Raw genomic sequence first — 23024 nt, 5'->3', positions numbered from 1 at the left:
CTTACTCGGCCTTTTCTTCGGCTGCGTCTTCAGCCGGTGCTTCTTCGGCAGCAGCTTCTTCAGCCGGAGCTTCTTCAGCAGCAGCTTCTTCGGCCGGTGCTTCTTCAGCAGCAGCTTCTTCGGCCGGAGCTTCTTCAGCCGGAGCTTCGGCAGCAGCCTTGGCTTCTTCTTCAGCGGCCTTGGCAGCTTCGGCTGCTTCAGCTTCCTTTGCGGCCTTTTCTTCAGCGCGTTCCTTGGCGGCTTCGCCCGGTTCACCCTTCTTCGGGTTATTGCGCGGCGCACGCTCGAGGATGCCGGCAGCGTCGAGGAAACGCAGGACGCGGTCCGAAGGCTTCGCGCCGACCGACAGCCAGTGACGTGCACGGTCTTCGTCGAGCTTCACGCGCTCGCCCGAATCCTTCGGCAGCATCGGGTTGTAGGTGCCGATCTGCTCCAGGTACTTGCCGTCACGCGGGCTGCGCGTGTCCGACACGACGATGCGGTAGTAGGGACGCTTCTTCGCGCCACCGCGCGACAGACGAATTGCAACTGCCATTATACTTCACCTTTCGAATTTAAATATCTGTAATTTCGTTTATTTCTTGTTCAACATGTCACGCAGATCGGCGGGGAGCGTGTCGGGATCGACACTCGGCCCCTTGTCGCCGCCCGAACCGAGGCCGGGCAGGCCACCCATGGGTCCGGGACCACCGGGGCCACCAAGACCCGGCATGGCAGCGCCAAGCCCGCCCTTGCCGAACAGGGCGCCGAGACCCTTCAACCCGCCCATCTTCTTGATCTGCTTCATGGCCTTGGCCATTTCCTGGTGCATCTTGAGCACCTTGTTCACTTCCTGGACCTGCGTGCCCGAACCGGCCGCGACGCGCTTCTTGCGCTTGGCGTTGAGCAGTTTGGGATGCTTGCGCTCCTTCGGGGTCATGGACGAAATGATAGCGTCCATGTGGACGAGGACTTTGTCGTCCATGCCGCTGGCCTGCATCGCCTGCTTGGCCTTCTTCATGCCCGGCATCATGCCCGCAAGCGCGCCGAGACCGCCCATGTTCTGCATCTGCTTCAGCTGCATGCGCAGGTCGTCGAGGTCGAATTCGCCCTTCGCCATCTTCTTGGCGAGCGCTTCGGCCTCTTCTTCCTTGATTGCAGTCGCAGCCTTTTCGACGAGGCTGACGACATCGCCCATGCCGAGGATGCGGCCGGCCACACGCTTGGGATCGAAGGCTTCGATCGCGTCGAGCTTTTCGCCCGTCCCTGCAAACTTGATCGGCTTGCCGGTGACATAGCGCATCGAGAGCGCCGCACCGCCGCGTGCATCGCCGTCCATGCGGGTCAGCACCACGCCGGTCAGCGGCACTTCGCCGGTAAAGCTCTGCGCGACGTTGACCGCGTCCTGGCCGGTCAGGCTGTCGACCACCAGCAGCACTTCGGTCGGAGCGGACACGGCGTTGATCGCCTTCATTTCCGCCATCAGTGCTTCGTCGACGTGCAGGCGGCCCGCAGTATCGAGCAACAGGACGTCTGCGGCCTGGAGCCTGGCGCTTTCCATTGCGCGGCGGGCGATATCCACCGGCTGCTGGCCAGCCACGATCGGCAGCGTTGCGACATCGACCTGCTCGCCAAGAACCTTGAGCTGTTCCTGTGCCGCCGGACGATTGACGTCGAGCGACGCCATAATCGCTTTCTTGCCGTGCTTTTCGCGCAGCAGCTTGCCGAGCTTGGCCGTCGTGGTCGTCTTACCCGAACCCTGCAGGCCGACCATCATGATGACGACCGGCGGCTTCGCGTTGAGGTTCAGCCCTTCGACTTCGGTACCGCCGAGCATGTCGACCAGTTCGTCGTCGACGATCTTGACGACCTGCTGGCCGGGCGTGACGGACTTGAGGACTTCCGAGCCGATCGCCTTTTCGGTGACGGCATCGATGAAACGGCGAACGACGGGCAGCGCGACATCGGCTTCGAGCAGCGCGATGCGCACTTCGCGCATGGCTTCGCGGACATCGCTTTCGGACAGCGCGCCGCGGCCCTTGAGCTTGTCGAAGACATTGCCGAGCCGGTCTGACAGATTGTCGAACATGGCCGTTCTACTCCTTCCCGACGCCTGGGCGCCGGATAAACGCGAAAAACGCCGGCGGACGAGAACTCGTCGGCCAGCGTGGGGTCAGACCCCTATGAAACCCAAACGTGTGCCCGGGTGTGGTGGAAGCAAGCCGCAGCCGTCGCCACGACCTGCTACCATCAAACCCATCGAAATGGTGGAGCCTAGCGGGATCGAACCGCTGACCTCTACAATGCCATTGTAGCGCTCTCCCAGCTGAGCTAAGGCCCCGAGCCATTTTTCGCTGACGCATCCTGGGAGGTGCGTCACCCTTGCGGGAGGCGCCCAATATAAGCGACCTTCCCGCAATGCAACAGCAAAATTAGCTTTCGTCGGCGTTGTCGTCGTCGCCCTTGGACTTGGTTTCGACACCGAGATCGTCGTCGCCGCCAAGATCGACTTCATTGTCGGGCGAATCATCGTCCTCGTCGATGTCGATGTCGAGATCGTCATCGTCGTCGCCGCCCAGATCGCTGTCGGCTTCGCCCTTCTTGTCCTTCTTCTCTTCCTCGGCGAGGATCGGCTGCTTGGACTTGAGAACGGGCTCGGGAGTCCATTCTTCACCGCATTCGATACAGGTGACCGGATCTTCCTTGTTAAGATCGTAGAAGCGGGTGCCGCAATTCGGGCAAGTGCGCTTGGTGCCCCATTCAGGTTTGACCATGTGTAATCCTTGATGTTTGCCGCCCCGGCATCGGGCCGGGCCGCCTTGAATTCGTAATTGTATTGATGGGATCCCGCTGGGCAGGAATCAACTGCGCGCGCGCCTTGCCAGAAGCCATTGCCACTGTCAAAGACCCGCGCTCTATCCCTGCAACACCATCCGGAACCCTGCTTGACCGCCCATCGCTTTTCTCACCGTGGCCCGCTGACCGGACGCATCCGCGTTCCGGGCGACAAATCGATCAGCCATCGTTCGCTCATGTTCGGGGCGCTGGCAGTTGGGACCACGACCATCCGCGGCCTGCTGGAGGGCGAAGACGTTTTGGCGACGGGCCGCGCGCTCGAGCAGATGGGCGCAAAGGTCAACAAGACAGACGACGGCACCTACAGCGTCGACGGCGTAGGCGTCGGAACTCTCCTGCAACCCGAAGGCGCGCTCGACATGGGCAATTCGGGAACGTCGACGCGCCTCCTCATGGGTCTCGTCGCCAGCCACGGAATCACGGCAGCATTCATTGGGGACGCCAGCCTTTCCAAGCGGCCGATGGGTCGCGTGATCGATCCGCTCTCGACCATGGGCGCGAGCGTCACCCCTTCTCCCGGCGGCACTTTGCCGTTGATCATGGAAGGCATGCAGCCCGCGGTGCCGATCACTTATCGCCTGCCTGTTGCCAGCGCGCAGGTGAAAAGCGCCGTATTGCTCGCCGGGCTGAACACACCGGGCACGACGACAGTCATCGAACCGGTCCCCACTCGCGACCATACCGAGCGAATGCTGCGGGCATTTGGGGTCGAGGTGACGGTTGAGGAAATCGACGGCGAGAAAAACATTTCCGTCACCGGCCCGGTGGATATGAACCCCTGCGACATCGAAGTTCCGGGCGATCCGTCGTCGGCAGCATTCTTCGCAGTTGCGGCCAGCATCGTGCCCGGAAGTGATCTGGTGATCGAGAATGTGGGCCTCAACCCAACGCGCGACGGCATCTTCCGCGTCCTCAAGCAGATGGGCGCCGACATCGACTATCTCGACCCGCGCGAAGTTGGCGGCGAGCCTGTGGCCGACCTTCGGGTACGTCACGCCCCTCTTACCGGTATCGATGTCGATCCCGAAATCGCGCCGAGCATGATCGACGAATTTCCCGTATTGTTCGTGGCGGCCGCGATGGCCAAGGGGGCGACGATCACCAGCGGGCTGGAAGAATTGCGGGTCAAGGAAAGCGACCGCCTGTCCGCAATGGCCGCCGCTCTCAAACTGGCAGGCGCGAGGGTCGACGAGCGCGAGGACGGATTGCTCATCACCGGATCGAACGGCGAACCCCTGCCCGGCGGTGGCACGATAACCACCCACCTCGATCACCGCATCGCCATGAGCATGGCGGTGGCAGGCCTGGCCAGCAAGACCGGTGTCGAGATCGACAGCACCGAGCCCATCGCGACCAGCTTCCCCAACTTCACTGCGCTGATCGACGAGGCATCGGCATGATCAATCTCGACTGGGCATCCATGGTCGGCTTCGTGGGCACGGCCTGCATTATCGGCGCCTATGCGTACCTCACCTACAAGGAAGAACCGAACCCCATCATCCTGCATGGCACCAACCTGACCGGGGCCGCGCTGCTGACCGTATCGCTGGTGGTGCACACCAACTGGCCAAGCTTGGTGCTCGAAGGTTTCTGGGCAGCGATCGCCATCTGGGGCTTGGCGAAAGCGTTCAAGGCGCGCAGGAAAAGCGCATGAGCCGGAAGTTGCTGTTTATTTACGCGGCGATCAGCAGTTTCGCCGTCCTCACCTATGTTTTCCGGGGTGGAGGCGAGCTCGAGCCAGGCCGGGCCGCCGCCGCAATCTTCTTCGTTGTTCTCGCCGGTCCGATCATCAAGATGTGGTGGGATGAACGGGACAAGGCTCGCCAACGCAGGCGGACCAAACAAGAAAAGGCGAAGGAGGTCGAGGAATGATCATCGCCGTCGACGGACCGACCGCCTCGGGCAAGGGCACGATTGCAAGAGCTCTCGCCCAGCATTTCGGGCTGCCCCATCTCGATACCGGCCTCCTCTATCGCGCGGTCGGGCGTCAGGTTTTTCTCGATGGCGGCGATCCCGACAACGGGGCCGACGCGCTGGCAGCCGCCAGCTTTCCCGACAGCCTGCTCGACGATCCGCACCTGCGCGATGAACAGACCGGCGGTCTCGCGAGCCGCGTGTCGGTGCATCCCGCCGTGCGCGAGGCGCTGTTCGAACGTCAGCGCGCCTTCGCCACGCGAGAAGGCGGAGCGGTTCTGGACGGCCGCGACATCGGCACTGTTATTGCACCCGAAGCTGAAGCCAAGCTCTTCGTGACAGCCAGCGTAGAGGCACGCGCACGCCGCCGCTTCCTGGAGATGCGCGATCGCGGTGCGGGCGTGACGCTGCTCGAAATCCAGGACGATCTGCGCCGCCGCGACGAACGAGACCGCAATCGTGCCGTCGCTCCGCTGGTCCCCGCCAGGGATGCAATGGTTATCGACACCAGCGCCCTCGACCGCGACGAAGCGATCGCCGCTGCAATTGCGGCAGTGGAAGAAGCAATCAGCTCCTGAGCGGCGTCTGGGTCGCCCCCTGCTCGACCTTGTTCCGCAGGTCCTGGCAAAGGCCGAGGGCAAACAGCCCTTCCGCCACCATGAAAAGCGGCCCGACAAGCAGGCTGCGGATGTCATCGACGAAGGCAGGTTTGCGCCCTTCGTAATGGTGACCGACAAACTGGAACAGCCACCCGATCACGAACAGGGCGACACCGCCGCCAAGCCAGGCAAGGTCGGATATCTGCGCGATCTGGTGGCCCACGAAGGCGAAAACCGCGAGCAATGCCGTCATCAGTAGCCCGAACTTGAGATCGAGGCGGAGATACCACAGCGCGGCCAGCACGTTCGCTGCGATTGCCGGCGTCAGGACTATGCCGGAAAACTCCCATACGGGTCTCGCAAGCAGGACTTCCACCGACAGCACGATCATCGGGATGCCGAGCGCGTGGGTCAGGACATTGCGATGATCGCGATGGAATTCGCGATAGCTGGCGAGCGATTGCACGAGACCTGTCATGAAGCGACTCGTACCATCACGTTCGGCCTGCGCAAAGACGCCGCGCGAACGCCGTATTTCCTTGCTTTCACGCCCGCTTTGTCCTAGGCGCGCGCCCGTTCACTCAATCCTCGGATTCGATGGACCTTCGCAGCGGCATACGGCTCTGCGGAGATCACGGCCCTCTTGCCCCGTACGGCCCGTGCAATGGTGCACAGGCAGACGGAGAAAGACCCCGGTAAAACCGGTGGCCGGTAGCAAAACGAACGTTAGGACTACTCAACCCATGGCAACCTCAGCCAATCCCACCCGCGACGATTTCGCGGCAATGCTCGACGAGCAACTCGGTGGCGCCGATGACGGCGGCTTCGAAGGTCGCGTCGTCAAGGGCACCGTCACTGCCATCGAAAACGGCATGGCGCACATCGATGTCGGCCTGAAGAGCGAAGGCCGCGTCGACCTCAAGGAATTCATGCGCGGCGAAGACGACCACGGCCTCAAGGTCGGTTCGGAAGTCGAAGTTTTCGTCGACCGCATCGAGAACGCAGACGGCGAAGCAATGCTGTCGCGCGACCGTGCACGTCGCGAAGCTGCCTGGGACAAGCTTGAAAGCGAGTTCGGCGAAGGCAAGCGCGTCGACGGCCGCATCTTCGGCCGCGTCAAGGGCGGCTTCACCGTCGACCTCGACGGCGCAGTGGCCTTCCTGCCCGGTTCGCAGGTCGACATCCGCCCCGTGCGCGATGTCACGCCGCTGATGGACATGCCGCAGCCGTTCCAGATCCTGAAGATGGACCGTCGTCGCGGCAACATCGTCGTTTCGCGCCGCGCCGTACTGGAAGAGACCCGTGCGGAACAGCGCAGCGAACTGATCGACAAGCTGGCCGAAGGCCAGGTCATCGACGGCGTCGTGAAGAACATCACCGACTACGGTGCATTCGTCGACCTCGGCGGCATCGACGGTCTGCTTCACGTCACCGACATGAGCTACAAGCGCGTCAACCACCCCAGCGAGATGATCGAAATCGGCCAGACCGTGACCGTCCAGATCGTCCGCATCAACGAAGACACCCAGCGCATCAGCCTCGGCATGAAGCAGCTGGAATCGGATCCGTGGGATGGTGTCGCAGCCAAGTACCCGGTCGGCATGAAGATGACCGGTACTGTCACGAACATCACCGAATACGGCGCATTCGTCGAAATCGAGCCGGGCATCGAAGGCCTCGTCCACGTTTCGGAAATGAGCTGGACCAAGAAGAACGTCCACCCCGGCAAGATCGTCTCGACCTCGCAGGAAGTCGAAGTCATGGTCCTCGAAGTGGACAGCGAAAAGCGCCGCATTTCGCTCGGCCTCAAGCAGGCTCAGCGCAATCCGTGGGAAGAATTCGCCGAAGCGCACCCCGTTGGCGCCAAGGTCACTGGCGAAGTCAAGAACGCCACCGAATTCGGTCTCTTCATCGGCCTTCCGGGCGACGTCGACGGCATGGTCCACATGTCCGACATCGCATGGGGCATCTCGGGTGAAGACGCCCTTGCCCTGCACCGCAAGGGCGAGGAAGTCGAAGCCGTCGTTCTCGATGTCGACATCGAGAAGGAACGCATCAGCCTCGGCATGAAGCAGCTCGAAAAGGGCGCTCCGACCGAAGCAGGCGCAGGCAGCTCGCTCCGCAAGAACCAGGTCGTCACCGTCACCGTCCTCGAAGTCCGCGATGGCGGTCTCGAAGTGCAGGTCGGCGAAGATGGCGCAACCGGCTTCATCAAGCGTTCGGACCTCGGCCGCGATCGTGACGAACAGCGTCCCGACCGTTTCCAGCCCGGCGCGAAGGTCGACGCAATGGTCACCGGCTTCGATCGTTCGAAGAAGCCGACCTTCTCGATCAAGGCTCGCCAGATCTCGGAAGAGAAGGAAGCGGTTGCACAGTTCGGTTCGTCGGATTCGGGTGCATCGCTCGGCGACATCCTCGGCGAAGCACTGAAGAAGAAGGAAGACTAAGCTCTTCCTGCCTTCTCAAGGCTAATCAGGAAGGCCCGCCTGCTCCAAGGAGCAGGCGGGCCTTTCCCTTTGGCGCGGGGGCGCTTACGTTCCCTGTCCTAAAGAAGCGCAGCGTTAGGACAGACCGAGACACATGCTAGAAGTTCACCAGTTCCCCTGCCTGTCCGACAATTACGGATTTCTCCTCCACGATCCCGATAGCGGGGAGACCGCGGCGATCGACACGCCGGACGGGCCTGAATACCTGCGGCAGGCAGAGGCCAAAGGCTGGACGATCACGCAGATCTGGAACACCCACTGGCACCCCGACCATGCGGGTGGAAACAAGGCGATCGTTGAGGCTACCGGGGCGAAGGTCATCGCACCGCAGGAGGTCGAGAAGCTGAGTCCGATCGACCGCGTAGTCGGCAATGGCGAAAGCGTATCTCTCGGCGAGTGGAAGGCCCGCGTGATCGATGTATCGGGCCATACCAACGGCCACATCGCATACCATATCGCCGAAGCCGATACCGCCTTCGTGGGCGACAGCGTGTTCGCGTTGGGCTGCGGCCGTATGTTCGAAGGCGAACCGGAGCAATTCTGGAACAGCCTGGACCGCATCCGGCAGCTTCCCGACAACACCCAGCTTTACTGCGCGCACGAATACACTGCCGCGAACGCCAAGTTCGCCCTGCATGCGGACCCGGACAATACCGAACTGCAGCTCTACGCCGCGCGCGTTGAAGAGAAGCGTGCCAAGGGCGAGCAGACAGTGCCGACTGTGCTTTCGCGAGAGCTCGCTACCAACCCGTTCCTGCGCGCGGACAGCGCCGAATTGCGTGACCGCTGGGGTGGCAGTTCGCCTGCGGAGACCTTTGCCGCCCTTCGCGCAGCCAAGGACAGTTTCTAAGTCGATGAAGGCGGTAGTCGTTCAGCGTCTGAGCGAAGACCTGTCCGGCGTCCAAATGCTCGATGTCGCATTTCCGGCGCGCGCCAAGGGCGAAGTGCTGGTCCGCGTCCGTGCCGCATCGCTAAACTATCCAGACCTGTTGATGACGCAGGGCAAGTACCAATTCAAACCGGAGCTTCCCTTCACCTCCGGTCTAGAGATGGCCGGCGAGGTGATCGAGGCTGACCCGGACAGCGGCTTCTCGACAGGCGACCACGTCATGGGCGGCGCCAAGACCGGCGCCTTTGCGGAAGCCATCGCCCTCCCTGCCTCAGCCCTGAGGCGCATTCCCGAGGGGGTGGACTTCCCGCAGGCTGCAGCGATGGGTGCCGCCTACCACACCGCATATGTCGCGCTTGTCGAATTGGGCAATCTGGAGGCCGGCCAGACGATCCTCGTCCACGGGGCAAGCGGCGGTGTCGGCTTGGCGGCCTGCGACCTAGCCAAGGCCCTCGGAGCGAAAGTGATCGCGGCAACCCATTCCGAGGCAAAACTCGAACGACTGGCCGCTGTTTCCGGTGCCGATGCTGTCATTACCAATAAGGGTCGGTTTCGTGACGATATCTCGGCGCTCACCGAAGGCCGGCTATGCGATCTCGTCTTCGATCCGGTCGGTGGCGATGTTTTCGACGAGAGCACGCGCTGCGTCACCTTTGGCGGCAAGCTGCTGGTCGTCGGCTTCGTGGCGGGACGCATTCCCGAAATCGCCGTCAACATCCCCCTCATCAAGGGCTTCTCGATCGTCGGTGTGAGAGCAGGCGAATACAGCCGCCGCTTCCCCGACCGCGGGAAGCGTATCTCCGGTGCATTGGATAAGCTCGCCAGCGACGGGAAGATCACCCCTCACATCGACCGCACCCTGCCCCTTGCCGACTGGCGCGAGGCGTTCGAGGCGATGGACCGGGGCAAGATCATCGGGAAGATCGTGCTCACCCCGTGACGCACTCACTCTAACGAAAAAGGGCGACCCGAAGGCCGCCCTCTAAAATTCGCTTGTGTCCGGAAATCAAATTCCGGCGATAACCTTGTCGGCCAGCGCCTTGTCCGCCTCGGCGTCATGCTTTTCGGCAATCAGCTTGCGGCTTGCCGAAGTGGCGGCCAGCGCTGCGCGATTACGGACGTCTTCGATGGCTTCGCGCTCGGCAGCGGCGATCTTGTCTTCCGCCATGCGCTTGCGACGCTCGACCATGGCCTTGCTGTCGGCTTCCGCCTTTTCGAGGATGGCATCGGCTTCATGCTGGGCATTTTCCAGCATGGCTTCTGCGTCCTTTTCGGCACCTGCGATCTTGTCGGCATACTCCTTGCGAAGCGCTTCGGCTTCGGCGCGAAGCTGCTTGGCTTCGTCGAGCTGCTGCTTGATCGCTTCGATCTTGCCGTCAAGCCCGCCAGCGATCTTCTTGTGCACCTTCGCACCGAAGAACGCGAATGCGAGCAGGACCAGCATGGAGATCGAGACCCACTGGTAAGGCGCAAGGCCCCACAGCATCGGCTCGACGTGCTTGCCGGCACCGGCGTCGACTTCGACGCTTGCCTGTGCAGCCTCGGTCGCAAACACTTCGGGAACAGTCGTGTTAGCCATTTGCCATGGCCTCCTTCACCGCCTTGGTCGCTACAGGCTTGGTCACCTTCACGCCCGCAAGCGTCTTGACGATGTCCTGCGCGGCTTCGACGGCAACGCTTTCGACTTCTGCCAGCGCTTCCGTCCGAGCTTCGCCGATCCGTGCTTCCGCATCGGCCAGCTTTTTGTCGATACGCGTCTGCGCCGCCTTCAGCTTCTTTTCGGACTTGGCCGCAGCCTCGTCCTTCGCCTTGGCAACGATCGCCTGCGCGGCAGCGCGGTTTTCGTTCTCACGCACCCGCCAAGCTTCTTCCTGCTCGTCGGCAGCATCGCGCGAAGCCTTGGCCGCGGCGAGGTCGGCAGCGATCTGACCATCGCGTTCGGCGACGGTGCTCATCACCTTGGGCACCATGAGGTTGCCGACGACGAAAAATGTGATGCCGAAAAACACGAGCAACCAGAATACCTGGCTGGACCATGTAGCATCAAGCTGGGCTATCTGTGGCATTTCAGCTCTCGAAAAGCGGGTACGGGAAATTCAATGCACCGGCCGGGACTGACCCGACCGGTGCGATCTCGATTGTCGTCGATTAAGCGACGAAGATCAGGATCATGGCAACGACGAACGCCAGCAGGCCGAGAAGCTCGGCAGCGGCGAAGCCGATGAACAGGCGGCCCTGCTGGCCGTCGGCAGCACCCGGATTGCGCAGTGCGCTTTCGAGGAACGAACCGAAGACGTTACCAACGCCGATCGCAGCCATACCGGCACCGATCGCCGCGAGACCCGCACCGATGAGCTTTGCAGCTTCCATTTCCATGACAAACTCCTTTGGGAAAAACGTGTATTGTTGAAAGGTCTTAGTGAAGGTTTTCAGCGTCGTTGATATAAAGTGCAGTCAACAGCGCGAAGACGTAGGCCTGGATACCGGCGACGAGCAGTTCGAGCGCGCAGATGCCGATCATCAGGATAAAGCTGGGCAGGCCGACCAGCAGGCCGAAGCCCACGCCAGCATTGGTGCCGTCGATCACGAAGCTGGAAAGCACTTCCAGCAGAACGTGGCCGGCCATCATTGCGACGAACAGTCGCAGGGCCAGGCTGAACGGGCGAACCATGAACGAGATGAATTCGATCGGCGCAATGACCGGGATCATCGGCAGCGGCGTGCCATGCGGCACGAACAGGCTGAAGAAGTGGAAGCCGTGCTTCCAGAAGCCAACCAGCAGGACGATCGAGAAGCTGAGGATCGCGAGCACGCCGGTAACGGTAAAGTGGCTCGTGAAGGTGAACGGGTGGACGCCGACGACGCCAAGCGGCAAGAGGCCGAGCAGGTTGGCGAACAGGATGAACATGAACAGGCTGAAGACGTAAGGCACGTACTTGCGCCCGGCCTTGCCGATGTTCGCTTCGAGCATGTTGTCGATGAAGCCGGTGAAGGTTTCCACCATCATCTGCCAGCGGCCGGGGACCAGCTGGCGCCTCATTCCGCCAAGCACGAAGAGGAAGAGCACCACGGTCGTGATGAGCATCCACATTGCACTGTTGGTGAAGGCAATATTGAAGCCTTCGCCAAGCGTCCACTCATCCGAACCGCCAAGCGGCTTGATGGTGAACTGGTACATCGGATCGACTTTGGCCTGTTCGGCTGCCACGTCAGTTAGTCCTTCAAATCCTGTAACGAAAGCCCCGGAAATCCTTGCGGATTACTCGCCGGGGCCCTGATTTGCCGCGCGGATAATGTTCCTGAAAGCCACAACTATCCCGAGGAACAGCCCGACCAACAGACCCCACGGATTGGTGCCGGTAAAATAGCCAATGGCATACCCGATCACCGTACCGCCAAGGAGCCCTCCGAGCAGGTCCGCCAATACCCGGTTGCCACTGCGATAATTCGCATCGGCACCGGAGCTTTGGGGTAGGTTACGCTGCTCTTCGCGCTGCTGGGCGGCCTTGAGCCGCTTTTCCAGCGCGTCGATGCGCGCATCCTCCTCGATGGGTTCCCGTGCGGGTTCGTCATCGCTCATGCCTTGCTCCTTACGAGAGGGGGTTGCGCGGCACGCGCAGGGACTTGCCCGCCAAGGGCGCCGCCCCCTTAGAAGGGGGGCTTTGGCGAGTCAACACGAAGGGGGTGTGAATTGCGTGTTTCTAGGAGTTAGTGACCAGCGTTCCCGCAGCAAGGGAGACAGCAGCCCACTACCGGGCATCACGGACAACGCGAATCGCGCAGCGGAGCGGCGCTGTTTCGCGTCTGCCAGGTTCCGTCGGGTGCCTGGTACTTTTCGCCCGGGGACGTAGCGAGTATCGCCTGGCATCCGGCAGTCAGCGCGTATTCCTCGAGCGTGGCGTTATTTGCCTGCGCACGCTCTGCGTAGACCGCGCGGCGCTTGATGTTAATGTCGTTGACGACGCGGCGAAGTTCGGCGGTTTCCGCGCCGACGATGCCGAGATAGCCGTCCATCTTTTCCCCGACTTGTCCGGAAGCGCGCGCCGCGGCATAGGCGGGATCGCGCTGGGCGAAAGCGGGTGCGGCAATGCCGCCGAGCGCAGTTGCGATGGCCGCCGCGCCAAGGGCAGTCCTGATAATCGACCTGGTCATAATTTCACCCATCAAAAAATATCCGCATTTTCCTCGATCGTGTTGCCGGCATCTTCGGCAAGACGATAAATCACTTCCTGCCGGATATTGACGTTCAACTCGATCACGATCGGCTCGGTCGGTGCCTCGACAGTGATGCACCCTCCCAGCGCGAGCGGAACCGCCGCAATCGCCAATAACCGTCTGCCCATCGTGGCCCCCGAAACCTGCATGAGATCGCTTGTCGCAAGGGGCGAAGGGTCAGTCAAATATGCTCGTATCATCGCGCATCCTCGCTTTCCTGGTCCTGAATGGTGGGTTCATCCGGAATGATGTCTTCCGGTTCGATGTCTGGTGCGGCTTCCTCGCCGGTGATAGAGCGGCGCAGCAGGCGCTGGCCATCGTCACTGAGCAGACCCAGTTCGCGCGGATCGCGAACGGCGGACGGGTCGTAAAGAGCCTTCATGGAGGTTAGAAGCTGGTAGAACTGAGCCCGGATATTGATCCGGAACTGGATCGGCAGCTTGGCGATCTGCCGGGTGACGATGTTCTTCCTTGCGCCCTCGCCCTGCTGCACACCGTCGAAGCGCACGCGGGTCACGATCTCGCCCGCCAGCGGACCTTCCATCACGACGCGCATTTGCGAGTAATCCATGCTGCGCAAGGCATCGAAGGCGAAATTGGCGATTGCCGAGAGATCTTCGTAGGTGAGGTCACCGACATAGGAGAGATTGCCTCCCGGCGGGCGCGAAATAAGAATTCCTTCGTCGATGCGGCCATTGCCGTCGCTGCCGAACACGATCGGGACGGTGCCGTCGAAAGTGCCGGTGGCGGAGATGTTCTCCAGCTCCATCTGGGCGACGAACTGCGCCGCTTCGAGACCGATGATCTCGAAGACGTAGCGTCGTTCTTCCTCGACACCGAGGTTGAAATCGAAGTTCCTCAGGACGAGCCGTCCACCCATGAACGGCCAGCTGCCCCCCGCGATTGCAAGCACTTCGCCATTACGCAGTGCGAACTCGATTTCACCGTCGAGCACTTCGACCCCGGGATTGATCGAGGCGACACGTAGTTTCTGTCCCGGCGCAGTGGTCAGGTTGAGCAGGTCGGTGAAGCGGATAGTGCCGCTAGCCCCCTTCACCGGACCGAAGGCCGCTGCAAAATCGAGGCTCTCAGTCGAAAACTCGCCGCTGCTCGTCACGTCGCCATCAGCAGACCAGGCGATCCGCCCCACCCCGTCTATCGACCCTTGCGCGTTGGCGATTACGCCGAGCGCCAGCGGCGTCAGGTCCACGAACTGAAGCCGGTCATCGAACTGCAGATCGTCCACTTCCAGACGCGCCGATCCGGCGCCCGTGCCAAGATCATGGTCTATATCCACAGCGGTGACGAGCCGGTCGCTGTTCGGTTCGCGCAAGTCGGCCTGCGCCGAGATGATGTTGTCGCGCAGGGCAAGCGATGCCTCGCGCGCCGCCAGCGGTTCGAACCGGTCCGGCTCCGCTCTGTCGAGCAAGCGAAATGCGGCATCCGCGATGGCGAAAACGCCTCCCGAATAGGACCATTCGCCGCGCGCATCGCGAATATCGAGCGGCACCGAGGCGAGTGTAATCTCGGCATCGGAGAAACTGCCCTCGATGTCTTCGCCGAGCCTCGCTTCGAGATCCGTGATTGCGAAGCGGCTCGCCGTCTCTTCGGGGCCGAGCACGACATCGAGATCGCGCGCCTTCACCACGCCGGGCCAGGCAAAAGCGACCGGTCCGCTGGCAATGCTGAGCGGCGTATCTGCCAGCGTGCCTTTCATATTCAACTGCGGCGCGCCCGCCGCAAGTTGAAGTCCATTTGCCCCGTACGCCAAGATCGGTTTCCCGGGCGGCGGACAAAGCGTTAGGCCCGGCCCTTCTATGCTGAGATTTGCCAGCGCCGCGCGCCGGAAGGACACTCTGGTGCAGTCCCGCCACAGCGCAATGCTGCCGCCGGGCTCGTAGCGACCGGAAACCGGCATCGACAGTCGATCGATCGCGCCGCCGGGAAGCGGGCCACTCGCCTCGACTTCGCCCGAAAAGCCAAGCGCTCCGCGTTCCGACTGGACGATCGACAGGCTCGGTATCGCCAATCGTGCTACGCCAGCCTCGTAAGGAGCCATGGAGAGGCGAAATGAGGGGCCACTCTGTGTCCGGCGCTCCATCCGTCCGGAAATGCGTGGAATTCCCGGACCTCCCGTAGCCAGATTGCCGGAATAGCGCATGGGCGCATCGCCCTGCCTGCTTGCCTCGAACCGCGAGACCGAGAGCAATCTCGCCCCCTGTCCGCCTCGGATCTCGGCTTCGGGGACGAGCAGGGTCAATGCGTCATCAGTGCGACTGAAGCGGATGCGGCCCTGGATTGAACTGCCCCGCGTCTGCGCCTGCAGGGCGGCAGCGACTTTCCTCGCGATCGGTTCGACCAGCGTTCCTTCGCCCGTGTTGGCGAGGCTTTCTACCGACGCGATCAGCGCAGGTCCGAGCCGTAGGCCATTGCCTTCGACAGCGCTGTCGATCTCGAGGCGCGAAAACCCGTCCCGTCCCCGCACATCGCCGTCGACGGTCAGCAATGCGGCCGCCACCTGCTCGTTCGCGACACCGCGCGCGGCGAGCGTGTAACTTCCCGCCAGGTCGTCATCCCTGAACTGAACCCGCAGGTTGCCGGACAGCGATTGGGCCCCGAGACCCGGAAGCGTCACCGCATCTGTATCGAGGCGGGCGGCAATTTTCGGATCGGCAAGCGAGGGCTCGAGCTCCGCCTCCAGCTGTGCTGTGAGGTTGGCAATCGACACTCCCTGCCCTTCGCAGGCGAGTTGTTCGACCCGTAATGGACCGTCGAAATTCGGCGCACCCGATGCCGTGGTTATGCTGCCGAAGAGGGTCGTTCCTGCCAACTCGCAGCCAGCCGCCGCAAAGCGTGGAGCGTTGGCAGCAAGGATGCCCTCGAATCCGCCGCGCAGCGGGCCTGCGCCTTCGAGTTTCAGCCCTACATTCCCGTATTCGGTTTCCAACAGGCCGCGGCCATCGCGAATAACGAGAAGCAGATCGGGCAATCCGGTGGAAGCCCCGCTGTCGTCGAAGATTATCGGGTCCAGCGAGCCGAAGCTCAATTCGCCGTTGCGGTAGGTTCCGAATAACCTGGCCCCAACCAGTTCGACGCTGCCGACATCCGGCAGGCCAATACGGTGCTGAAGCTGGAGGATAACCTTCTCGGCAGTGAAATCGGGTCTTTCCGGGTCACCGATCACGACATTGCTGAGGATCTGTGTCTGACCGCCAATCCGCTCGATCTCGTAGGCACCGTCGATGCCGGAGGCGTCGAGCTGGTCGCGGATGAAATCGTCGGCGATGGATACGCGGCTCGACCACGCGGTCAGCGACAAGGCGATCAACAAGAGAAACGTGAGTCCGGGCGCTGCATAGCGCTTCTTGCGCCACCGCGGACGGGAATCGGAATGTGCTGGGGGTGCGACCTCTTCCATTGCGTGCACACTTGCGCCCATCGCAGCGCGAAGGCAATGCAAGCGTTTGAAAGGTCGCGCTTCGGGGGTCGAATTTGCCGCAGGATACCAGCAATGCAAAGGTGCACGCAGGCACCGGACATCGCGAGCGGCTGAGGAGCCGCCTGCTTAACGGCGGCGCGGAGGCGCTGGCCGATTACGAACTGCTCGAATACCTGCTCTTCGGCGCTTTCAGGCAGGGGGACACAAAGCCGCTGGCCAAGCGCCTGATCGAGCGGTTCGGATCGTTTTCCGGGGTTCTCAACGCCGACCCGGGTGCATTGTCGCAAGTGAAGGGAATGGGTGAAGCCAGCGCCGCCACGCTGCACGCCATCGCTCTGTCCGCACGCAGGATGGCGCGCGGGGAAATCCAGCAGCAGCCCGTGCTCGGCAGCTGGCAAGCGCTGATCGACTATCTCGCAATCGACATGAGCCATTTGAAGCACGAGCGTGTGCGAGTGCTATATCTCGACACCCGCAACCGGCTGATCCTCGATCACCTGGCTGCAGAAGGCTCGGTGGACGAGGCGGCGATTCATCCGCGCGAGGTTATCCGCAAGGCTTTCGACATCGGCGCATCGGCGTTGATCCTGGTGCACAACCACCCCAGCGGCGATCCCGAACCGAGCCGCGCCGACATCCAGATCACCAACCGCATTGCCGAGGCAGGCCGCCTCTTGAACATCACCGTCCACGACCACGTGATCATGGGGCGCGGCAGCCATGTGTCCCTGCGCGCGAAAGGGCTTATCTGAAGCCGAAACGTCAGTCCTTCGGAACGACCCCGTGCATCGCGTACCGGGCCGCAAGTTCGGGCGCCATGCGCAGCGCCCGCTGAACATCGGTGCGACCGGCCTTGTCGCCTTTTTCCAGGCGGACAATGCCGCGCAGGTAAAGCGATGCGGACAGGCCTGGCGCCAGCTCCAGCGCGCTGTCGAGATCGCTCAACGCGGCGTCGTAATTACCCATCCGGTAGCTCACCATCGCCCGGCTATCGAGCATGGGCGCACTGTTGGCCGCGCGTTCAATGGCTTTGGTGCATGATGACAAGGCGCCTTCGGGCTGAACGTTGAATAGCCCTCGGAACCAGCAATCTGCATTCAGTACGGACGCATTGGTCGGCTTGTCGGCAACCTGTTCTGCCAGAATCGCGATCGCGTCGTCCGTCCGCCCGGCAAGCCCCGCGACTGTGGCAAAGGTGCTGGCATAGGAGCCTTCCTCATCGTCACTGACCGGCAGGTCCTCGAGCAGGAGGAGAGCCTCTTCGCGCTTGCCGCCGTAGGCCATGAGCTCGGCCAGATTGAGGGCAAAAGCGGTGCTCGGTTCGAGATCGTAGGCAACCTGCGCATCCGCAATTGCGGCTTCGCGGTCGCCGAGCGCCTCGTACACGCCACCGCGCCAGCTATGGAGATAGGCGCTCGGCTGGTTGGCGATCAGCGTATCGAGATCGGCGAGGGTCCCGTTCCAGTCGAAGATTTGGGCCTTGAAGCTGGCACGCTGCGTAAGCGGCCCCCATTCATCGTCGGCGGCAAAATTTACCGCCGCGTCATAGGCATCGAGCAATGGCTTCACACGCTTGGCCAGCGTGTCGCTGTCCACTTCCCAGCGCCAGGCAAAGTCTTCGGGCGCCAGCACTTCCGCCTTGAGAGCGTTCAGCTGGCGAACCTTGCGCTTGTGCGCTGGAAGTTCGGAGGCGGGAATTTCGCCCAAATCATTCCACACATTCACATCGAACCGGATGGTGTTCCCGTCGACTGTGCGCGTTCCGTGCATGGCGGTGTTCGCGAACGTATCGTCGATCACGGAATCGCCGGTCACTTCGAAATCGTCCATGCCTTCGGGCAGGATGATGGTCGCGTTGATGCGGGTGAATTGCGGGCCGCCGGTCCTGACCGGGATACTCCTCCACTCGGGCCGTGCCCGGTCGGGGTTGAAGACGAACTTGTCGGTCTGGTCGGAACTCAACCGCATGCGGCCATCTGTCCATGAAAACTCGCTGGGCATCACGCCTTCGACCGTGAGGATGCCGACGGCTTCCTCGTCGTCATAGGACAGGCCGACAGAGGTCAGCGCCCCGCCCGGCCCCGACGCGAAACTGGAAGCGAAACGCTTGAGCTGGTCCTCGTCGGCTTCATCGGCCGCCGCCCTGAGGCTGGCGCCCTGCGGACCGGAAATTCTCATAGTCAGCGAGAAAAGCGAGGGGAAATCGATGCCCGCGGAATAATCGGTGGTCCCGTCCATCACCATGTTCGGCGCGGCCTTGCGCCGCTGTGTCATGGGAACGAGATCGGCGCCGTCTTCAGGCAATGGCAGAGCGTAGTAAAAGGCCGGGACATCGCCGATGTTGGACAGGCGCGTCGCCGTGCTCGTCCCGTCGAGCCAGTAATCCGTGCCGTCGATAGTCGCGCGTACGATCATGTGGTCGAAATTGCCCGGGATCGGCAGAAGCTCGGGAATGGCATCGCCGCCACGGGTTGAAACCAATACCGGGATTGCCTCGATGCCCATCCGCGACAACAGCGAATAGAGGAGTACCGACTTCGCCTTGCAGTCGCCGTACCGCTTTTCCCAGGTCTCGTCCGCCGCCTGCGGCATGTAATTACCGCCGTCGAGGCCGTTGAGGAGATAGCTCACCTCGTCCTGCACGAGCCGCAACGCCATCGCCGTGCGCTCCAGCGGATTGGCTGCAGCTTGCATGATCTCACGAGCCTTGACCGCGACGTCGCTGTCGTCGGCGACTTGTGCCGCCTTTTCGTAGTGCGGGGCGAACGCGCGCGACAATTCCTGCCAGTCCGCGAAGGTCCCGACCCGCAAAACCGGATCGCGGCTGAAGCGCGAAGGGGCATCGCCGGGCATATCAGGCAGTTCGTCTATCGGCAGCGATACGGTGAGTGTCTTGTAGCCATCCTTGACTACAGGAGGCTCTATTCCGGCTACATCTTCTGCGCGCCAGTATACATCCTCGCTCTCGGGCCAGCTGACTATCGCACGCGAGAAACCGACCTGCCACGGCTCCTGGAAGAGATATTGCGAAGCTTGCATTTCATCGCCGAGCGCCTGGTCGTCGACGGTGACCGAATGGGTCACGCGAAGGACGTCGTCGACCTGCAAGCCCGACACCGCGAGTGTCGCGGTGAGGCGTCCGTCGAGAAGGCGTTGTTCAAGCCCCCGCTCCCGGCGAATGACCTCGAATTCCGTGCCGCCGCCGATGACGTCGATGCTTTCGCCTCCGCGAATGATTTCGACGCGGTGCACGGTCAGGTCGCCCTTGTCCGGCTGCCAGGATAGGGAAACGGTTCCGTGGTCCATCAGCAGATCGGGGTTGTCGATCCGGATCGCGCTGTCTTCATACTCGGTAACGACCCCATTTTCGAGGCGCTGCTGCCAATCGTAGATCAGCGTCGAAGGTGCGTCCTCCATGTCCACGAGAGCAAGCGATGCGGGATCGACCCAGTCGGGCGCAGGCCCGTAGAGGACTGCCTCTCCTGCATTTGCAGGGGCAGACAGTATGATTGCCATCGCCGCAGATGCTGCCAGGCTTGTTCGCGAAGTTCGAAGTATCGTCCGGTCGTTCATGAAGAACAACTTACCGCAATTGCAAGGACATGCAATCGTGGTGAAGCCGTCCGGGAAACCGCATGTTCACCAATATTTCGAATGCATGCCGCCCCCGCCCTTGCCAGCGCGCCCACCCTTGCCTAGCGCGCAGCCCTGCACCCCAATCATAAGACTCGGAGACGACCGATGGTCCCCCGCTATGCCTGCCCTGCCATGACTGCCATCTGGGAGCCGGAGGCGAAGTATCGCATTTGGTTCGAGATCGAGGCGCATGCGACCGAGAAACTCGGTGAGCTTGGCGTTGTCCCCAAGAGCGCGGCAAAGGCACTGTGGGACTGGTGGGCGACCGACCCGAAGATCGACGTCGAAGCGATCGACGCCATCGAAGCCGTGACCAAGCACGACGTGATCGCCTTCCTCACATGGGTTGCGGAAAACGTCGGCGACGAGGCGCGCTTCATGCACCAGGGCATGACCAGTTCTGACGTTCTGGACACGACGCTGGCCGTCCAGCTGGCGCGTTCGACCGACCTGCTGCTCGAAGACCTCGACCAGCTGCTGGCCGCAATCAAGCGCCGCGCCGAGGAGCACAAGTACACCCCCACCATCGGTCGCAGCCATGGCATCCATGCAGAGCCGGTAACCTTCGGCCTCAAGCTTGCGCAGGCCTATGCCGAGTTCGACCGCTGCAAGACCCGCTTGATCGCCGCGCGTGAAGAAATCGCGACCTGCGCGATCTCCGGCGCGGTCGGCACCTTCGCCAATATCGATCCCAGCGTCGAAGAATATGTCGCGGAAAAGCTCGGCCTCAAGCCGGAGCCGGTTTCCACGCAGGTCATTCCGCGTGATCGCCACGCCATGTATTTCGCCACGCTGGCGGTGATCGCCGGATCGATAGAGCGCGTCGCGGTCGAAATCCGCCACCTGCAGCGTACCGAAGTTCTTGAGGCCGAGGAATTCTTCTCCAAGGGCCAGAAGGGTTCGTCGGCGATGCCGCACAAGCGCAACCCGATCCTGACCGAGAACCTCACCGGCCAGGCCCGCATGATCCGCGCCTACGCCCTACCCGCACTCGAAAACGTGGCGCTGTGGCATGAGCGCGATATTTCGCACTCCTCGGTAGAGCGTTTCATCGGTCCCGATGCGACCATCACACTCGACTTCGCCCTCGCCCGCCTGACCGGCGTGGTCGACAAGCTGCTCATCTATCCCGAGCGGATGCAGGCGAACATGGACCGCATGGGCGGTCTCATCCATTCGCAGCGCGTCCTCCTCGCCCTCACCCAGAACGGCGTGAGCCGCGAGGCTGCTTACCGCCTCGTCCAGCGCAACGCGATGAAGGTGTGGGAATCGGACGGCAGGCTGATGCTGCTCGACCTGCTCAAGCAGGACGAGGAAGTGACCGCCGCACTGACGAACGAGCAGCTGGAAGAGCGTTTCGACCTCGATTACCACTTCAAGCAAGTCGACACGATCTTCGATCGCGTTTTCGGCTGAGCCTTGCGGCACGTCTGGTGTGCGCCTAGCATTGCCGGAAAACCGGTGAGGGGTAGCTAAGAAATGCAAATTGTCCGGACCATCCTGTGGATTGCACTGCTGGTGGCGATCCTCGCCTTTTCCTTCGGAAATTGGGACAAGCAGATCGACGTTCGTATCTGGCCCGGCATCGTCTGGGACACCCGCGTTCCCGCGCTCGTCATCGTGTCCTTTCTTATCGGAATTGTGCCGATGTGGCTCTACCACAGGGGCGTCCGCTGGCGTCACACGCGCCGGATTACCGCTCTTGAGCAGGCGACCGCACAGATGGCAGCACCGCGCGCAGATGATCGCCCCGCTGCTGCGCCTGCACCTGAGGCTACCGCCGAGGCCGAACCTGCCAACCCCGTAGATCCGGAACCCGAAACGCGGTCATGAGCAATCCCGTCTATCTCGCTCTCGACGTCCCCCGTCTTCGTGATGGGGTGGCATTGGCAGAAAAGGTCAAGGCGCACGTCGGCGGGATCAAACTGGGGCTTGAATTCTTCTGTGCCCACGGAGCCCATGGGGTCCACATGATCGGGCAGCTTGGCCTGCCTATCTTCCTCGATCTCAAGCTTTACGACATTCCGAACACTGTGGCCGGCGCGATGCACGCGATCCACCAGCTCGAACCTTCGATCGTCACCATCCACGCCAGCGGTGGCCGCGCCATGATGGAAGACGCCAAGGCTGCTGCAGGCGAAAATACGAAAGTCGTCGGCGTGACCATGCTGACCAGCATGGATGACCGCGATTTGCAGCGCACCGGCGTCCAGGGCACCGCCCATGACCAGGTGATGCGCCTAGCAGAATTGGCCAAGGACAGCGGGCTCGACGGAATCGTGTGTTCAGGTCACGAGGTGAAAGCCGTGCATGACCAGTGGAAAGACGGCTACTTCGTCGTCCCCGGCTTGCGTCCGGCTGGAAGCGCCGTTGGTGACCAGAAGCGCGTGGTTACGCCCCGTCAAGCGCGTGACGATGGCGCCAGCGTGCTCGTCATCGGTCGCCCCATTAGCCGTGCCGACGATCCTGCAGAAGCGGCCCGCGCGATCGAGGCTACTCTTTGACACCCATTACCGAAGCATCCCTTGCGGATGCCGTCGAGATCAAGCTCCTGATCGAAAGCGCCTATCGCGGAGACAGCGCACGGCAAGGTTGGAACCACGAAGCCGACCTCCTCGACGACGAGAGAACCACCCCCGAAGAGATCGAACGCCTCATCGAAGACGAGAAAGTCAGCTTCCTCGTCTCGCGGGATGTAAGCGCAGCGATGACCGGATGCGTTGCCGTCACCACGCTCGATGCGACCCACGGCTATCTCGGGATGCTGTGCGTGTCGCCTTTGATGCAATCGGACGGGCTTGGCGGAAAGCTGCTCGACGCGGCGGAACAGGCGGCTTCTGAACGAGGTATCGAAGTCCTCGAAATGACCGTGATCACCCAGCGTTCCTCCCTTATATCCTGGTATCAGCGTCGCGGATTTGAGCGGACAGGTGAGACCCGCCCCTTCCCGGTTCCGCGCGATCCGCCGCTGGAATTCGCGGTGCTGGCAAAGCGGCTCGCGGACACCTAGG

The 23024-nt window shown here is 62.2% G+C and carries 25 protein-coding genes and 1 tRNA gene; 12 read left to right on the top strand and 14 right to left on the bottom strand.

The annotated features are described in order from the left end of the window. Position 1: 1 nt before the first annotated feature. The 4 genes from rpsP to CVE41_RS13315 form a co-directional block, all read right to left on the bottom strand. A complete protein-coding gene (gene rpsP / locus CVE41_RS13330; RefSeq protein ID WP_100261087.1) occupies positions 2–535 on the bottom strand; it encodes a 30S ribosomal protein S16 in 534 nt (177 codons plus the stop codon). A gap of 39 nt (positions 536–574) precedes the next feature. Beyond that, complete coding sequence (gene ffh, locus CVE41_RS13325) at positions 575–2068, bottom strand: signal recognition particle protein (RefSeq protein WP_100261086.1); 1494 nt, start codon at positions 2066–2068, stop codon at positions 575–577. 176 nt (positions 2069–2244) lie between these two features. After that, positions 2245–2320, bottom strand: a tRNA-Ala gene (locus CVE41_RS13320). Positions 2321–2411: 91 nt separating this feature from the next. Then, a complete protein-coding gene (locus tag CVE41_RS13315; RefSeq protein ID WP_100261085.1) occupies positions 2412–2753 on the bottom strand; it encodes an FYDLN acid domain-containing protein in 342 nt (113 codons plus the stop codon). Between the two features lie 171 nt (positions 2754–2924). On the opposite strand from CVE41_RS13315, the gene aroA reads away from it, so the two are divergent. Genes aroA through CVE41_RS13295 form a run of 4 tightly spaced genes read left to right on the top strand, consistent with a single transcriptional unit; the run spans position 2925 to position 5327 of the window. Continuing rightward, positions 2925–4235, top strand: coding sequence for a 3-phosphoshikimate 1-carboxyvinyltransferase (aroA, locus tag CVE41_RS13310; RefSeq protein WP_100261084.1), 1311 nt, complete (start codon positions 2925–2927; stop codon positions 4233–4235). Continuing rightward, a complete protein-coding gene (locus CVE41_RS13305) occupies positions 4232–4489 on the top strand; it encodes a CBU_0592 family membrane protein (RefSeq protein WP_100261083.1) in 258 nt (85 codons plus the stop codon). Before aroA ends, CVE41_RS13305 begins: the two co-directional genes overlap by 4 nt. Continuing rightward, positions 4486–4707, top strand: coding sequence for a hypothetical protein (locus CVE41_RS13300; protein WP_100261082.1), 222 nt, complete (start codon positions 4486–4488; stop codon positions 4705–4707). Before CVE41_RS13305 ends, CVE41_RS13300 begins: the two co-directional genes overlap by 4 nt. Then, positions 4704–5327, top strand: a complete 624-nt coding sequence (locus CVE41_RS13295; protein ID WP_100261081.1) for a (d)CMP kinase — start codon at positions 4704–4706, stop codon at positions 5325–5327. The genes CVE41_RS13300 and CVE41_RS13295 overlap by 4 nt, the downstream gene beginning before the upstream one ends. Here CVE41_RS13295 and CVE41_RS13290 read toward each other — a convergent pair. Then, positions 5317–5826, bottom strand: coding sequence for an Mpo1 family 2-hydroxy fatty acid dioxygenase (locus CVE41_RS13290; protein ID WP_100261080.1), 510 nt, complete (start codon positions 5824–5826; stop codon positions 5317–5319). The two genes, CVE41_RS13295 and CVE41_RS13290, sit on opposite strands and share 11 nt — an antisense overlap. Before the next feature lie 265 nt (positions 5827–6091). Here CVE41_RS13290 and rpsA point away from each other — a divergent pair, with 265 nt between their 5' ends. The 3 genes from rpsA (at position 6092) to CVE41_RS13275 (ending at position 9663) form a co-directional block, all read left to right on the top strand. After that, positions 6092–7795: a 30S ribosomal protein S1 gene (rpsA, locus tag CVE41_RS13285; RefSeq protein ID WP_100261079.1), complete on the top strand. Its 1704-nt coding sequence runs from the start codon at positions 6092–6094 to the stop codon at positions 7793–7795. A gap of 133 nt (positions 7796–7928) precedes the next feature. Then, a complete protein-coding gene (gene gloB / locus CVE41_RS13280; RefSeq protein WP_100261078.1) occupies positions 7929–8684 on the top strand; it encodes a hydroxyacylglutathione hydrolase in 756 nt (251 codons plus the stop codon). 4 nt (positions 8685–8688) lie between these two features. Next, positions 8689–9663, top strand: coding sequence for an NADPH:quinone oxidoreductase family protein (locus CVE41_RS13275; protein ID WP_100261077.1), 975 nt, complete (start codon positions 8689–8691; stop codon positions 9661–9663). A gap of 66 nt (positions 9664–9729) precedes the next feature. Here the strand turns inward: CVE41_RS13275 and CVE41_RS13270 are convergent, their stop codons facing one another. The 8 genes from CVE41_RS13270 to CVE41_RS13235 all read right to left on the bottom strand — a co-directional run bounded on the left by CVE41_RS13270 (position 9730) and on the right by CVE41_RS13235 (position 16356). After that, entirely contained in the window at positions 9730–10302 is a 573-nt protein-coding gene (locus tag CVE41_RS13270) for a F0F1 ATP synthase subunit B family protein (RefSeq protein WP_100261076.1), read from the bottom strand. Then, positions 10295–10789, bottom strand: a complete 495-nt coding sequence (locus tag CVE41_RS13265) for a F0F1 ATP synthase subunit B family protein (RefSeq protein WP_100261075.1) — start codon at positions 10787–10789, stop codon at positions 10295–10297. The genes CVE41_RS13270 and CVE41_RS13265 overlap by 8 nt, the downstream gene beginning before the upstream one ends. An 82-nt stretch (positions 10790–10871) precedes the next feature. Then, entirely contained in the window at positions 10872–11099 is a 228-nt protein-coding gene (locus CVE41_RS13260) for a F0F1 ATP synthase subunit C (protein ID WP_006832363.1), read from the bottom strand. A 40-nt stretch (positions 11100–11139) separates the two neighbouring features. After that, entirely contained in the window at positions 11140–11931 is a 792-nt protein-coding gene (locus CVE41_RS13255) for a F0F1 ATP synthase subunit A (RefSeq protein ID WP_269800156.1), read from the bottom strand. Between the two features lie 51 nt (positions 11932–11982). After that, positions 11983–12303 (bottom strand): AtpZ/AtpI family protein, encoded by a 321-nt coding sequence (locus tag CVE41_RS13250; RefSeq protein WP_100261074.1) that lies wholly within the window; start codon positions 12301–12303, stop codon positions 11983–11985. 179 nt (positions 12304–12482) lie between these two features. After that, positions 12483–12875: a YdbL family protein gene (locus tag CVE41_RS13245; RefSeq protein WP_100261538.1), complete on the bottom strand. Its 393-nt coding sequence runs from the start codon at positions 12873–12875 to the stop codon at positions 12483–12485. A gap of 11 nt (positions 12876–12886) precedes the next feature. Next, positions 12887–13066 (bottom strand): YnbE family lipoprotein, encoded by a 180-nt coding sequence (locus CVE41_RS13240; protein ID WP_100261537.1) that lies wholly within the window; start codon positions 13064–13066, stop codon positions 12887–12889. 68 nt (positions 13067–13134) lie between these two features. Then, entirely contained in the window at positions 13135–16356 is a 3222-nt protein-coding gene (locus tag CVE41_RS13235) for an intermembrane phospholipid transport protein YdbH family protein (RefSeq protein WP_100261073.1), read from the bottom strand. A 74-nt stretch (positions 16357–16430) separates the two neighbouring features. Between CVE41_RS13235 and radC the strand changes: the two genes are divergently transcribed. Continuing rightward, the gene (radC, locus tag CVE41_RS13230; RefSeq protein ID WP_100261072.1) at positions 16431–17129 is read left to right on the top strand and encodes a RadC family protein; all 699 of its coding nucleotides are present in this window, start codon (positions 16431–16433) and stop codon (positions 17127–17129) included. 10 nt (positions 17130–17139) lie between these two features. Here radC and CVE41_RS13225 read toward each other — a convergent pair whose 3' ends face one another. Further along, on the bottom strand, positions 17140–19893 hold the full coding sequence (locus tag CVE41_RS13225; protein ID WP_157799514.1) for a DUF3857 domain-containing protein: 2754 nt from the start codon (positions 19891–19893) through the stop codon (positions 17140–17142). A gap of 225 nt (positions 19894–20118) precedes the next feature. Between CVE41_RS13225 and purB the strand changes: the two genes are divergently transcribed. The 4 genes from purB to CVE41_RS13205 all read left to right on the top strand — a co-directional run bounded on the left by purB (position 20119) and on the right by CVE41_RS13205 (position 23023). After that, positions 20119–21429: an adenylosuccinate lyase gene (purB, locus tag CVE41_RS13220; RefSeq protein WP_100261070.1), complete on the top strand. Its 1311-nt coding sequence runs from the start codon at positions 20119–20121 to the stop codon at positions 21427–21429. 63 nt (positions 21430–21492) lie between these two features. Then, entirely contained in the window at positions 21493–21846 is a 354-nt protein-coding gene (locus tag CVE41_RS13215) for a DUF1049 domain-containing protein (protein WP_100261069.1), read from the top strand. Next, positions 21843–22517, top strand: a complete 675-nt coding sequence (gene pyrF, locus CVE41_RS13210; protein ID WP_090479786.1) for an orotidine-5'-phosphate decarboxylase — start codon at positions 21843–21845, stop codon at positions 22515–22517. The genes CVE41_RS13215 and pyrF overlap by 4 nt, the downstream gene beginning before the upstream one ends. Next, the gene (locus CVE41_RS13205) at positions 22514–23023 is read left to right on the top strand and encodes a GNAT family N-acetyltransferase (protein WP_100261068.1); all 510 of its coding nucleotides are present in this window, start codon (positions 22514–22516) and stop codon (positions 23021–23023) included. Before pyrF ends, CVE41_RS13205 begins: the two co-directional genes overlap by 4 nt. Position 23024 lies beyond the last annotated feature (1 nt).

The sequence above is a fragment of the Qipengyuania seohaensis genome, assembly GCF_002795865.1.
GTDB lineage: Bacteria > Pseudomonadota > Alphaproteobacteria > Sphingomonadales > Sphingomonadaceae > Qipengyuania > Qipengyuania seohaensis.
Note: the sequence above shows the minus strand (reverse complement) of the source record. Positions and strands in the feature narration are given on the sequence as shown.